This is a genomic window from Vibrio chagasii (assembly GCA_041879415.1).
GTDB lineage: Bacteria > Pseudomonadota > Gammaproteobacteria > Enterobacterales > Vibrionaceae > Vibrio.
In genome coordinates this window covers 216,426-230,614 of record CP090851.1, presented here as the reverse complement: position 1 = coordinate 230,614, position 14,189 = coordinate 216,426, and the positions used below count along the sequence as shown (strand labels likewise).

At 42.8% G+C, this 14,189-nt stretch carries 13 protein-coding genes; 2 read left to right on the top strand and 11 right to left on the bottom strand.

Translation table 11 applies throughout. The annotated features are described in order from the left end of the window. Window positions 1-254 precede the first annotated feature (254 nt). Window positions 255-1,367, top strand: coding sequence for a phosphatase PAP2 family protein (locus tag L0991_01045; protein ID XGB62671.1), 1,113 nt, complete (start codon window positions 255-257; stop codon window positions 1,365-1,367). Here the strand turns inward: L0991_01045 and L0991_01040 are convergent. Then, window positions 1,351-2,280 (bottom strand): LysR family transcriptional regulator, encoded by a 930-nt coding sequence (locus L0991_01040; GenBank protein ID XGB62670.1) that lies wholly within the window; start codon window positions 2,278-2,280, stop codon window positions 1,351-1,353. The two genes, L0991_01045 and L0991_01040, sit on opposite strands and share 17 nt — an antisense overlap. Before the next feature lie 101 nt (window positions 2,281-2,381). On the opposite strand from L0991_01040, the gene chrA reads away from it, so the two are divergent. Then, complete coding sequence (gene chrA / locus L0991_01035) at window positions 2,382-3,530, top strand: chromate efflux transporter (protein XGB62669.1); 1,149 nt, start codon at window positions 2,382-2,384, stop codon at window positions 3,528-3,530. Between the two features lie 75 nt (window positions 3,531-3,605). Here chrA and L0991_01030 read toward each other — a convergent pair whose 3' ends face one another. The 10 genes from L0991_01030 to L0991_00985 are packed head-to-tail and all read right to left on the bottom strand — an operon-like array spanning window position 3,606 to window position 14,177. Then, window positions 3,606-4,535 carry a glycosyltransferase family 2 protein gene (locus L0991_01030; protein ID XGB62668.1) on the bottom strand — a complete coding sequence of 310 codons (930 nt, stop codon included), beginning with the start codon at window positions 4,533-4,535 and terminating at the stop codon, window positions 3,606-3,608. After that, window positions 4,535-6,295 carry a hypothetical protein gene (locus L0991_01025; GenBank protein ID XGB62667.1) on the bottom strand — a complete coding sequence of 587 codons (1,761 nt, stop codon included), beginning with the start codon at window positions 6,293-6,295 and terminating at the stop codon, window positions 4,535-4,537. The genes L0991_01030 and L0991_01025 overlap by 1 nt, the downstream gene beginning before the upstream one ends. A 32-nt stretch (window positions 6,296-6,327) precedes the next feature. Beyond that, a complete protein-coding gene (locus L0991_01020; protein ID XGB62666.1) occupies window positions 6,328-7,332 on the bottom strand; it encodes a tetratricopeptide repeat protein in 1,005 nt (334 codons plus the stop codon). Next, a complete protein-coding gene (locus L0991_01015) occupies window positions 7,329-8,300 on the bottom strand; it encodes a type II secretion system F family protein (GenBank protein ID XGB62665.1) in 972 nt (323 codons plus the stop codon). Before L0991_01015 ends, L0991_01020 begins: the two co-directional genes overlap by 4 nt. Before the next feature lie 3 nt (window positions 8,301-8,303). Continuing rightward, window positions 8,304-9,269, bottom strand: coding sequence for a type II secretion system F family protein (locus L0991_01010; GenBank protein XGB62664.1), 966 nt, complete (start codon window positions 9,267-9,269; stop codon window positions 8,304-8,306). Between the two features lie 10 nt (window positions 9,270-9,279). Then, window positions 9,280-10,731 (bottom strand): CpaF family protein, encoded by a 1,452-nt coding sequence (locus tag L0991_01005; protein XGB62663.1) that lies wholly within the window; start codon window positions 10,729-10,731, stop codon window positions 9,280-9,282. 33 nt (window positions 10,732-10,764) lie between these two features. Next, a complete protein-coding gene (locus L0991_01000; protein XGB62662.1) occupies window positions 10,765-11,979 on the bottom strand; it encodes an AAA family ATPase in 1,215 nt (404 codons plus the stop codon). Between the two features lies 1 nt (window position 11,980). Next, complete coding sequence (locus L0991_00995) at window positions 11,981-12,481, bottom strand: pilus assembly protein (protein ID XGB62661.1); 501 nt, start codon at window positions 12,479-12,481, stop codon at window positions 11,981-11,983. Next, entirely contained in the window at window positions 12,481-12,909 is a 429-nt protein-coding gene (locus tag L0991_00990) for a pilus assembly protein (protein XGB62660.1), read from the bottom strand. The genes L0991_00995 and L0991_00990 overlap by 1 nt, the downstream gene beginning before the upstream one ends. Window positions 12,910-12,911: 2 nt before the next feature. Next, window positions 12,912-14,177, bottom strand: coding sequence for a Tad domain-containing protein (locus L0991_00985; GenBank protein ID XGB62659.1), 1,266 nt, complete (start codon window positions 14,175-14,177; stop codon window positions 12,912-12,914). Between the last annotated feature and the right edge of the window lie 12 nt (window positions 14,178-14,189).

Sequence of the window (14,189 nt, the reverse complement as noted above, 5' to 3'; positions counted from 1 at the left end):
AGACCAACTAAATCCATTTAGCCTGGCAGTTTTTTAAGCTATATCATATGGATATAACCAATTTTTTTTACTTAGGTAAATCAAAAAGCCTATTCTTTACGACTGCTTTGAGTCGTAAATTAAGTATAGTCCGACTGTAGAAAATGGAAGGAATTATTTCGTTTATTTTTGATGTCTTGAGAAGGACTCAAGTAGAAAAGCAGCCCAGATGGACTAACCTTTAATCATGAATAAAAATCTTGATGAGAGGCAATATGGGTTCAGAAACAACGCCTTCTAAGATCGCCTCTCAGACAGAACATTCAGACTTGTTATCGTCGCTACTTTTTGAGTTTAAAAGAAATAAATTAATCTTATATTTCATTGCGATAACAACACCTCTCACCTTACTTACCAGCCTGCTAGTACCCCATGAACTCGTCTATGATGTCTACACTTACCTTGAGGTATTAGCGATCATTAGTTACGTCTCCTTTGTCTTATGGGCGACTTACTTCTACTTTCATATGCTTTTTACCAGAGAACAAAAGCCAACAATCAAATTTTTAAACAAACTCAAAACGCTTCTTTGCCCCATATCTAAGCCAATCAGTTTCATCATTTTGATGGTCTCGCTCAATGTGGCCTTTTCAAACTACACTTTTTTAAAATCCCTCATCCCATACTTTAACCGTTATGCATTTGACCTAGACTTCTACTATTTAGACAAATGGCTACACTTCGGCTTCTCTCCATGGGAAGTCACACACTACTTGTTCCCTGGGGCACTCTCTTCATTGGTGATCAGCGCGCTATACAATTTATGGTTTTTCCTTATGTGGGGCATGCTTTTATTCTTTGTCATTGATAGAAAAAACGAACTACTCCGTAACCAATTTCTGCTAACTTTCTTGAGCTCATGGTTAGTGATAGGCAACGTGGTGGCCACACTACTCTCCTCTGCTGGTCCAGCTTTCTTTCATCACTTCGAAAGCCTTGATGCTTATGCTCAGCTGATGCAGAGGTTAGAATCACAAAGCGAATACCTTTCCGAACAGGGCTTGCTGCCGCTTTGGATGCTTTCAACACAAGACATGCTCTGGGAAAACTACATTGATGGCTTAATCATTAAGGGCTCGGGAATCTCTGCCATGCCTAGCTTACATGTCACGATCGCAGTGTTGATGGCTATGACTGCATTCAAACTCAACAAAAAACTCGGATATGTGGCTTGGGTGTACACCTTCATCATTCAGATAGGTTCGGTACATTTGGCCTGGCATTACGCCGTTGATGGTTATGTGGGAGCCTTATGTGTCGTCATTCTCTGGCACTTAATCGGATACCTGCTTAGACGGAACCACCAATCAATTACCCAGCCTCAATAACAATCTCCACCGCTTGCGAGATCACATCTCTCAAGTGCCTACTCTTATCGTCTAAATGCTTCCCCTTGCGATAAACAAGCTGTATGTCGAAATCGGGAACGTCTATCGGCGGAGCAACAGCGACCAATGAGCCCTCTGTATTTGCGCCACTTCTCGCGACCAACTTAGGCACGATACATAACAACTTTCTACCACTAATCAGGCGTTTAACGGTTAAAAAGTTACTCGATGCAATCGCAACTTTTCGCGTATAACCCAGTGCAGCAAGTTTTGCATCAACGGCAGTTTTTAACTCACCACTTGGCGAGACTAGTGCATGCTCTACAGAAACAAAGGATTGCAATGATATAGGCAGTTCAATATCTAAAACGGACTCATCCAGCAAGCACACATGCTGCTCGGTATAGAGATGTTTCGTACGATACAGTTTTGGCACCTCTCCGAAACTACCAATGACGATGTCTAACTTCGCCTCTTCAAATACATTTTGATAATTGGTTCGATTGACGTTAAAAAACGCCACCTGAGAGCTTGGAGAGGACTGCTTAATAAAGTCGAAGATCATTGGACCAAACATCTGCTCTGCGTAATCCGTCAGGCCTATTTTCCAAGTGCCTTTATAAGTGGCTACATCAAACGATTTAGAAAGTAGTACTTCTGATTGAATGGTATTGAGCAAAGCATCGACAGTGCTGGATAACTCTATCGCTCTCTCCGTCGCCTCCATCTTGCTCCCTACTCGCTCAAACAGAGGATCATCAAACAACTTTCTAAGTCGCTGAAGGCTATGGCTCATCGCAGACTGACTGACATAACAGCGCTCAGCAGCTTTACTGACACTGTTCGTTTTGTACAACGCTTGCAGTGCTATCAATAAGTTAAGGTCGATTCCTTTCCAGTTAAAATCAGCCATTCAACAAAACCCATTTCATTAATAGTTATAATTAAAACAATTAATTTGAATCATAGTTTAAGTCACCATAAATTACGCTAAACATTTATCTGGAATCGATCATGCTTTCAATTTTTAAAACCTTTTTCTGGCTTGGCTGGATTAGCTTTGGTGGACCAGCTGCACACATTGGCTACTTCCGTAAAACCTTTGTTGAGAAGCTTAACTGGCTATCTGATGAAGAGTACGGGCAAATTGTCGCGCTTAGTCAATTTCTACCCGGCCCAGGTTCAAGCCAAGTTGGCTTTGCGGTTGGCTACAAAAGAGGTGGCTTAACGGGTGCGATTGCTGCGTTTATCGGCTTTACTTCCCCATCTGTCATCTTAATGTTGATATTAGCTTTGGTGAGCAATCAGCTATTGGAAGCACCTCTGTTTAATTCAATCATTCACGGTTTGAAGTTGCTTGCTGTTGTGGTGGTTGCTGATGCCACATTTGGCATGTACAAAAACTTTTGCCAATCGAAAGTTGCGACCGCTTTATGTGTCATAACTGCCGTGGTTCTCCTGTTGCTTCCGGGGATCTGGCCGCAAATCTTGGTACTTCTATTTGCCGCAATCATTGGCAGCAAGTTTTTGACCTCACAAGACATCAAAACCGTTCCATCAACACACCAGATCTCCATAACACCGCTCGTTATTTTCGTCGCGCTGTTAGTTGGCCTTCCTCTGTTCAGTGCATACTCTCAAGGTATCGAGGTATTTGGGCTGTTCTATCAAGCTGGCAGCTTAGTATTCGGTGGCGGTCATGTGGTACTTCCATTGTTGCAAAATGGTATTGGTGACCAACTATCTCAAGATGCGTTCCTAACAGGCTATGCTGCAGCCCAGGCTGTACCTGGTCCTATGTTTACCTTAGCGACATACCTAGGCTATGTATTAATGCCATCAGCACCAATTACTGGCGCTTTGTTAGCGACAATCGCCGTGTTCTTACCGGGCTTCTTATTGCTACTGGGTGTATTGAAAAACTGGCAGGCAATTGCAAGTAAACCATTAGTTGCTGGTGCACTTACCGGTGTGAATGCAGCCGTAGTCGGATTACTACTTGCGGCTCTGTATCAGCCAATCTTCACAAGTGCAGTGAGTGGCGGTTTAGACTTCGCTCTGATCATCGTAGGTGTGTGGCTATTGAAAACGGTCAAGATGCCAATCGTAGGGCTTGTCGGCACATTTATGCTATTCGGCGCTCTGACTGGTTTTGTTAACTAAAAACCTAACTGAAGCAAGAAGTTAGTGAATAGCTAACTTCTTGCATTCATCCTTATTTGCTCTCATCCCTAGCTTCTACTGAGATGGCTTATGGTCGTGACTTCTTAATATCGAGAGGATCCTCATCTCTCGCCTACCACGTGACACATTGTCGAGTATCAAACCGCAAAAGAAAGACATCACTGCGATAAGTGCTATTGAACTAGACAGAATTGCTGTCGGGATTCTTTCAACGAGCCCGGTATCAATAAAATCGATAATGACGGGAATCCCTAACCCTAATGAGATAATGCAAAGCAACACTGACAAAGCACCGAAGAAAAACATCGGCTTAACGTCTCTTAGCAGGAACAAAATAAAGTTGAGGATTTTGATTCCATCACTCAGTGTATTTAGCTTACTCGTTGTACCTTCAGGCCTAGAATGATAATGAGTGGGGACTTCTTTGATCGACATATTATGGTGCAGTGCATGTACGGTTAGCTCCGTCTCAATTTGAAAGCCGTCACTGAAAATAGGAACCGTTTTTACGAACCGATGACTCATCACTCGATAACCAGAGAAAACATCATTCAATTGAGCATTGAACCCTTTATTTATCAGAGTCGAAAACATCTTATTACCCAAAATATGTCCTGCAGGATAAGCCTCAGAAGAGCGCTCTCGACTACCGATGATCATATCGAGCTGCTCAGTGACAAGCTGTTCGATCAATGCAGGGCTGATTGAAGCGTCGTAGGTATCATCACCATCTGCCATGACGTAAATGTCTGCATCAATATCAGAAAACATCCGCCGCACGACTTCACCTTTCCCCTGACGGTATTCATGTCGCACAACAGCGCCCGCTTGTAGCGCCTCTTTGACCGTGCCATCCGTAGAGTTATTGTCATACACATAGATAGTCGCACTGGGTAATGCGCGTTGAAAATCAGCCACCGTTTTTCCAACCGCCCCGGCTTCGTTAAAGCACGGGAGTAACACGGCAATGGTTTGATCCTTCATTAGTTCCCCCTCACCCTGAACACTCGGTATCCGTTTTCGATATTGTCGTATACCACGTCTAACCAAGCCGGCGTATCTGAGCTGTATAGCTTATTGATAAGTGCCTTCTGGCTCGCCGATTTCTTTAACATCAACAAGTGAGGATCATTACCGACAACGATAATATCGATATTTTTATCTATGATTTTCTTTTCAGCTAAGTGGAGGTTCTCCTCTAACATCACCTCAATAAGAAACTGATTTCCAACGATATTTCTATGATAAGGAGCAGCAATGATTCGATTATCCGTCTTTGCCAACACAGGGGCTCCAGTTTCTATTCCTGAAAGTATGGTATGCGAGTTTATCTCGTTATCTTTTAGTACCTTATGAAGACTCAGCGATTGTTCCTTTCGATCAAGAGTAGTTGTAATTTCTTCAGTTGGCGACAGAGCGAGAATAACAAAGGCGACCGCTAACGGTGCTCCGGAAAAAATAACGACCGCTTTTATGATCGAGGAACGGATGTAATCTGCTAACTGAAGGACAACATATGCTTGAAGGGGAGCCGCTAAAACAAAACACAACCTCATGACTCTAATCTGCCAAAAGAGCGCCAAGGCTAAGTTAAAAATAAATATGAGATACAGGATCGTGCAGTGATCGTTTTTGTTCTTAAACAGTGGGTATAACGTGGCAGGAATAACAAGTAAGGCGTAATTCTCTATCGAGAAAAAGCCCTGACTGTTGACGTATCTAACGATCGGTTTCGCTTCTGTCACTTGGTCCAGCCAATACACTTTAAGTATCGGAGGATAATCAATGAACAATGCACTGCTGAGTGATGGATAAAGCATTGCCACTGGAATTAAGAATAAAACAGCAAGAAATACGAACAGTAAAATCTTTTGCAGTAGGCTTTTATCTTCACTCATTAATCGATGATAAACATTAACGAAAAGCCAGCCACAAAAGAAAAGAATGATGAGAACAAATGAAATTTCATCGAATTTAGAGACAAAAAACTCATCGTAAGGCCGGTTTAATAAAACCGCACAAATCCCAAACAGAGCGGAACACGCATACAACCTAGAGATATAGCCAAACCACTCATGGCGAACAAGACCGTAATATACGGTGTAAATCACAAAGAAAATCATAAATAACAATACATTTTCTAACCCTGTCCACAAAGATAAAGACAACAAAAGTGCTTGAGCATAAACACGCCATGATTGGATTAATTGGTTATGATTTAGCGGTGTCGAGGCTAAAAACAAGACAGCGAAGGTAAGCTGAATATTATGATGATCAATCGAGCCGGGTAGGAAGTGAATGATTGAAGGAGAAGAGATAGCAAACATCATGCTAAAAAAACGATATTTAGCTCCAAAGAAGTGATCACCGAGGAGAAAACATGACAGTGAAAAAAGCAGCAAATACAGTAATGGCACAACCGAGATGGATATGGTGTACGCAAGATGTTCTTCAACAATGAATGACAATGGAAAGGCAACGAGCGACAACATTAGATCAGGAAAACGAGACCAATGAATAACAATGCCATCAGCAGCATTAAAATTACTCATTGGCTCTAAATACCAATGACCACTTGTCATCCAATCCTGAAATTGAACGAAACGCATATAATCGTCATTGTCGTTCAGGCTAAGTGTTGAAACACTCTCCCACTTGTAAATAAAGATAACTGTGGCGCATACGAGCCAAATCGCAGAGATAACAATGGTATCTTTATTAAAACTCTCACTTTTAGGCGACATGAATATCCTTTCACTTTGCCAAAATTAAAATGTTACCGCTCCATCTCTCTCACTTCCGCTAACGCTCTATTAAGGTTTTCATTCGCGATTTTGTAATAAGATGGATTCTTATCGATTGCCTGTTGAAGGTAAGGAACCGCTTGGTCTGGTTTGCCTTGTAATATTAAGAAGTAACCAACGTTGTTCAACGCTTCAGGGGCATCCATATGTCTCATGAAGACATTAGTTGCCTTTTTGATATCCCCCGACGCTAAGTAAATAAGTGCGAGGTTGTTTTGCGCCTTTTCATTGTTAGGTTCTAGCTCTAACGCTGAACGCGTGTATTGATACGCTTCCTTGTAGTTACCATACATGTAATGGGAATACCCCATATTCAGTAATGCTTTGACTGAGCTCTTATCAATGGTGAGCGACTTTTTAAAGTACTCTTGGGCTATCTGATGTTTTCCATCGACATCTTCCAATACCCCGACTCCCATATAAGCCAATGCCGGAGATAAGCTATCAACCTTCAAACTAGCGACCTCACTCTGACTTAGCGCTTGGTAGTTTTGAATCGTCTTACTGTTTTTCAAACGAACTTGGTCAGCATTAATTGCTTTGAAGAAGTAGCTTCGTCCTTCATCAATACGACGCTGTTTGGTGTACAAGACACCTAACTGCTCTAACACGTCTGTATGAGCAGGGTTGAAGTCGAGAGCTGCCAAATAGGCTTTTTCAGCCAATGCATAGTTACCTCTAGATGAGTGAATTCGACCGATAGTAAATAACGTTTTATCGTGGAACTCTTGCTCCGGAAAAGAGAGGGAACGAATATACTCGTAGAGTGCTAAATCGATATTATTGTCTCTCAACGCAACATCACCACGCATGATCGCTTCTTTTTCACTGACAGGAGGGTCATCGTTGGTCAGTGTGTCAATGGGCTTCCCTGAATATAACTCAGCATCAAATTGATTGGTTGGTTCATCCGAGGACGCACAGCCAAGAACCAATAATGGTAGAAAAAGCAAAAGTATTCTGTTGGTTAACATCATAAACCTACTCCTGGCGCACTTAATGCGTCCATAACAATCATCATCCCTGGCCCTAGGGCAACAATAAAGAAACAGGGCCAAATAAATAACAACATAGGAAACAGCATCTTAGTGGGTATTTTGGCGGCAATCTCTTCAGCCGCTTGTTGGCGTTTATCTCGAAAATCGTCAGTATAGTCACGCAAGGTTTGCGCTAGGCTTCCCCCCATTCGAGAGGCATGAGATAGTAAAGAAACTAACCCTTCTAGTTCATGTAGCCCTGTCCGCTCAACCAGTTGAGTGAGTGCATCAGGCATGGTGACACCCGCCTGAATCTTGGCACATACCGTATCTAGCTCGTCGGCTAACTCTGGTTGTGATATGTATAACTCGTTAGCGACTCGCCCTAATGCAGCGTTAAAACCAAGCCCCGATTCAGTACAAACCACCAAGAGATCGAGCGCGTCAGGCACTCCGTTTCTAATTTTTCTCTGTCGCTCCTTTTGCATTTTATTCAATAAGAAATTAGGTAAGAAAGTACCGACAAAGATACAAGTTATTATCAATAGGTTGTTGTAGCTGCCACCAATAGATAAGTAAAACACCACGAATGCACAAACAAACCCAATAAGCATCGACAGTATTTTCAGCGCATAAAACACTGAAAGCGCGCTTTTTTCATGGTACCCAGCATGCATCAATTTTTCTGAATAGGTTTCATTATCCTTTTGGTTCCCTCGTCCAATAAATGGCGTTAGTGACTCTAAAGTGTTGGCAAAGTCATAAGGCTTACGAGAGCTTGCGTTGTTACCACCAGCAATCTGTTTCAACTTTTTATCGAGCGGCGATCGTGCGCCAACAAAAAGAAAACCCAAGGTGAACGTGAGTAGCATCGTGGTCAGCAAAATCATCCCGTAAAGAAAGGTTTGACTACTAATACCAAACTCCGAGAGCGCTTGCTTCCATACTTCTAAATCTAAGAATTCCATAATCTATATCTCGATATTTATTATTTTTCTTATCCACAATGCCCCTATAGCCAGCAAGATAACGCCAATACTGACCATCGAGATTCCTCTTGGGTCACTGTACAAGGGCTCTATGTATTCGGGGTTAACGAATTTCAGGCCGAAAAACAGAGCAAATGGAGAAAGAGTCAATATCCAAGCGGACAAACGACTCTCCGCTGAGAGCGTTTTAATTTTTCTTTCTAATTTAAAGCGAGCTCTTAGTACTTCAGACACTTTTTGCAGGTTCTCTGAGAGGTTACCCCCTGTCTCTTTCTGTAGCATCACGGCACTAGAGAAAGCCAACATGGAAACCGTTGGAACACGCTCAGTCATCTGCATAATCGCGAGTCTTAAATCGTAACCATAGTTAAGTAGGTTATAGGTGTTCTTGAACTCAACGCCAATAGGCTCCGGCATCTCTTCACCCACCTCATTGAACGACTGAACTAGTGGCTGACCAGCCTGTAAAGCCCTTCTGATGATGTCTAGAGCTTCGGGAAGCTGCTCCTCAAAACGTGCCATTCTGTATGTCACTCGATTTTGGACAAACAGGTACGCCACTACCCAAGCAAAGACAAAAGCCGCTACACAAATGAACCACACTTGATTGAGCACCAAAGCGATCAAGGCTAATAAAGTACCGCAAAGAAAGACGATAAATAGGAAGCGGCTTAAGGTGATCTTGAAACCAGCTAACTCAAGCATGCGCTTTAAATCAGCCAGAAAAGGAATGACAATGAGTTTTCGATCAAATGGAGAGAGCTCTTTGTTGTAGTGCTCTTTAAGGAGCGACAAACTCTCTTCATCAATATTTCTTTGTGTCTCTTTTAAACGTCGAGTTAGCTCTTTGTGTTTGGCTTTTTTCCCGGCAGCGGGCAGTAGCAAGGCTTGCGAGATAAATAACACCGCGACAAATAACAGGACCAAAGAGACAGTTACGTTATCCATAATCCACACCTCAACTATGTGACTCAGCAAAGAGTTCAAATGGCAGGTCGAGACCACGCTTAACTAACTGGTCATGAGCCTGAGGAACCACCCCTGTTGCCGTGTAATAACCTAATATATTGCCGTTCTCATCGACCCCTTGACGCTGGAATCGAAAAATTTCCGACATGGTGATCACTTCGCCTTCCATGCCATTGATCTCTTGGATACTGACCATACGGCGCTTACCATCTTCTTGCCTCTCCATCTGCACCACGAGGTGAATCGCTGAAGCAATCTGTGCTCTTAAGTTTTTAGTCGAAATATTCCACCCAGCCATTGAGAACATGTTCTCAACTCGGCTTAAGGCATCACGAGGGGTATTCGCGTGTATTGTCGCAAGTGAGCCATCATGGCCCGTATTCATTGCTGCCAACATATCGACCGCTTCGCTACCACGAACCTCCCCCACTACAATGCGGTCTGGTCGCATACGCAGGGTATTTTTAACGAGTTCTCGCTGACTGATCTCCCCTTTACCTTCTAAGTTCGCAGGACGCGTTTCTAGACGAATTACATGAGGTTGTTGGAGTTGAAGTTCGGCTGAATCTTCAATGGTGATGATTCGTTGGTCACGGGGAATAAAGCCTGAAAATATATTCAATGTGGTTGTCTTACCCGAACCGGTACCACCTGAAATCAAGATATTAAGCTCACCCTTTACAGCAGCCTCAACGAATTTAGCCATCTGCGGAGAAGCTGACTTATATTGCAACAAGTTATCCATAGTCAGACTGTCGACAGCAAATCGTCTAATGGACACCGATGGACCATCTAAAGCCAAAGGAGGAATAATGGCGTTTACCCTTGAGCCATCAGCTAAACGGGCATCCACCATAGGTGATGCTTCATCGATTCGACGCCCCACCTGGCTAACAATACGGTCAATGATGTTTCTGAGGTGTCGGTCATCTAAAAAGGTATAAGGTGTTTTTTCAAGCTTGCCGCCACGTTCGACAAATACATTCTTCGGTCCGTTAACCAGAATATCCGATACCGTTTTGTCCGCTAGTAATGGCTCTAATGGCCCCAAACCAAACACTTCATCCTCAATTTGCTTAATCACTCTTTTTCGACCTTCAGCACTCAAAGCATGGCTTTGATCTTCAGCCATTAACTGAACGATCGCTTCATGCAGATCTACTTTCGCACGCTCTTTATCTAGACTAGAAAGCAAACCAAGATCGAGAGTTTCGAGTAATTGCTTATGGAAGTAATGCTTGATAGAAAGCTCTTGTTCTAAAACTTTCTTAGCTTCATTGACCGATTTTTCTTGCTCTTCATTAGCATCTAGCCCTTTATGAACCTGAGGCTCATTCGTGGCACCTTTAGGAAAGCTGGTGACGTTCTCGCTCTCTTGCTGCGAAAATTGTTCTACTTTTTTTTCAAACTCTGGGTTTATATTTTTTCGTTTAAAGAACATAACGATCCCTCACCTATGCTTTGAACAAACAGCCTATGAAAATATCTTTTTGAGCCAACTCTTCTCTTCCTGCTCTGGTGGAGAAAGAATATGAGACAAGTCAATGATCGAGCGTGTGATAGAGCTTTTCTTCTTCGATTCCACTAAAGGCAGACCAAGGTTGGCACTTTCCAATGCCACCTTAAAATCATTAGGCATGACATGAATATCGTGCTTGCCAACGGTTTGTTCTATATCTGATAATTTGATGGTTTGTCGCTTCTCGTAACGATTAACGATGATCTCAATCGAGTCTTGTTGTAAGCCGTATTCGAACTTAAGCGTTCTTATTAAACGGTTACTGTTTTTGACAGACACTAAAGTTTGCTGAGTAACGAGCAACACCTTAGTGGCAGGTGAGATCGCCGATGCGAAGATATGATCTAAGCCTCGCGAGAAATCGATAATGATGTAACGGTAGAAACGGCGTAACACGGGTAGCAGCTTGCCTATTTTCTGAGCATGCTCATAGTCATCCGCGTTATTTTCATGTTTGAAGCTTAAGATGTGTAACCCTGAAGTATGCTTATTCACTAAACTACTCAAAGACATCTCATCTAAATCATTAGATGTGTCGATTGCATCTGAAATGCTGTAACTAGGGGAAAGGTTCAAATATTCAGGGATAACGCCAAATTGGAGGTCAATATCCAGCAAAAGGACATCGTCTGGATGATAACTCGCGATTTCAACAGCGGTATTCAAGGCTAATGTTGTCGCCCCCATGCCCCCCTTGGTGTTAATAAACAGGAAGACTTCACCGTAGCTCGAGTTTTCAATTTTTTCAGCTGCGGTTTTCTTAAGTAGCGGCAATAATCCAGAAATTGAAATGTCATGAGATAGAAAGTCCGACGCACCAAGTCTTAATGCGATTTTCAATGAACCATTGTCACTTTCATCACCAAATACAACCAAAGACAAGTCATGCTCTTCTAACTGCAAATTATAACTTTGCAGATCGACCATTTTCTGAGCCCAACCCCCACTCGCTTCAACAAAAATAAGGTCAGGTGCATCTAAATTTTTCAGATACTCTTCCGTCATACCTAGCAGCGAAAAGGAGTCAATATGTACATTTCGGCAGCGCTTCAACTGCTGTCTCATATGGACATGAAAATGCTCATTGTTATAGATGAGCCAGACATTCAAGTTCGTCTTAAGGCGAATTGCATCGTCTTCATTAGGTAAAATATCAATTGCTTCGCCCATGTTACCCACCCTGTACTTGTTCCGGACACCTTGTCCTAGTATTGGTTTCAGCTCTTATCACACCTAAATTTTCAGCTGGTAAGATCGTTTCGAATGCAGGGGCAGAAAGAAAGCCATTTGTGCCCAAAAAACTTAGGTTGCTAATCAATTGAATGCCGTAACCTGTAGCCTTTGCTCTCACAAACTTAATAGCACTCAAGTTTGCCTCTAAGTTGGAAGTAATTTCCGCACCCGCTGCATCTAAATATGCCACCTCTAAGTTGCTGTCACTGAAACCTAATATTGGGATATCTTCGACGACAATCCCCGCTATATTATCTCGATCCAACACATAACAAACGGAGGCTAATCTCGCGGCTTTTCTTGTTGCTTCATTCACCACCTGTAGCGAGAAAACATAAGCACCCAGAGCTAAAATTAAAAAAATAAGTAAAAACACCAGCCAAGAAACAATCGTGAACTCAATAATCGCTAAGCCTTTATGTTTCCTGAGCTGTTTCATCAGAACACCCTCATCACAGAAGAGACGCTCATAGGCATAGAGAAGCTCTCTGACGAAAATGGAATAGATAAAAAGTGAGGCACGTATTCATAATTAACAGTGACTCTTACATAACTGTCGACGGTAGGAGCATTCACAATAACGTCGGATGTTGAGAGGTTTGAGAGAATCGCTGTACCAGCCGTACTTTTCCCATAAACCACAATGTTCTGAATTTCCGAAGTCGGTGCTACAGAGCCACCAGTCGTTCCATACACCTCACTCACTGCATAACGAGCGCCGTTTTGCACAGACTTAGCGATCACGTTGTAGTGGATTAAAATATTTCCTAGCTCCAACACCAACACCAAGAAAAAAAGAAGTACTGGCATAGCGATCATCATTTCAATCGCAGCAAGCCCTTTTTGTTTAGATGATTGAATACTCATAACTATGAGCCTCCTCCATCAGGGTCCTTGTATAAGACAATTTTATAAGGACCTTCGGTTGAAGATTCAGAGCCACTCGCTCCGCCAGCAACGCTGCAAGAATGAATAAATTCACCAAACACAGCAGGTGTTCCCGAGTTATTGGTAGGCGCTTTTTGTAACAAGAAAAAGCACCCAATTTTTTGCACGGTAAAATTGGTCACCCCACCGCTCTTGCCAGAACAGTCCACCATAGGAATGGGTAAGATTCGTCGCCATGCAACACCATCCGCAGCGCAACCAGTTCCGTTATTTTTAATGCAAGCGTTAGTGTCTGCTTGATATTGGGCGTAGGTATAAGAACCATCAAAATCGATATCACCCGTTTTACTGTCTATGGTGATTTTCGATGTAGGCTCCGTGGTTACATAATCCGATGGATAATCGGAGTCCGACAAACCACCGCCATAATCACCAAAACGAGTATTTAAGCCATCCGCAGTTGGGCCTACCGTCCCACCGGGCTTCGTTGTCACATCATCACCAATCGTTACGGAGTAATCGTAATAACCAGCCAGCGCTTCTTTGACTGTGCTACCGCCCGAACCAAAGTCGAGCAAGTGATAATTACCGTTCCCCATTTGAGATAGTTTTTTATCTCCTACTTTCAGAGCCTGAACACTACCCACTTCGTAGCCGAAAACATTGCTAATCTCTTCGCCAGTTGAATCATGGTAGCCATCTTCATCAATATCATTGTCTGAAGTTCCATCACCAATACACACCCCTATAGGAACAATGTTATTGACGACTTGTTGCCCAGAGCTAGGCCCCGCGACTGCAGTTGCAGAAACACTCTTAGTCAAACCAAACATCTGAATAAAAAATTCATCCATATCCAATGAACTAACGTTAACTCGCACATAAACGTCATCATCAGCTCCAAATGTTGGCGTCCCCGAAAAGTCTTGAGGATCATTGGAGTATTCAACTGAGATGACTGCTGTCGAAAAGTCAAATTCATGATTACCGGTAGCACCAGCCATTGCATTTAATGTTGAGGCCACCTCAGCTGACACCGCCGCTTGATCTTTACTATTATCTAAGATCGTCGCTGCAGCTAACGCAGCCGAATCAACCGCATTCTGTAATCGTGTCTTATTCACCAACATATGGTTTATATCTACAGCCAAAGCAGAGACAGCAAGGAAAGCTAGCAATGCGACTGTCACAAAGATGACAACCAAACCACTCTGTTTTTTCGGATTTCTCGATACTTGATACAACATAAAGTACCTCCA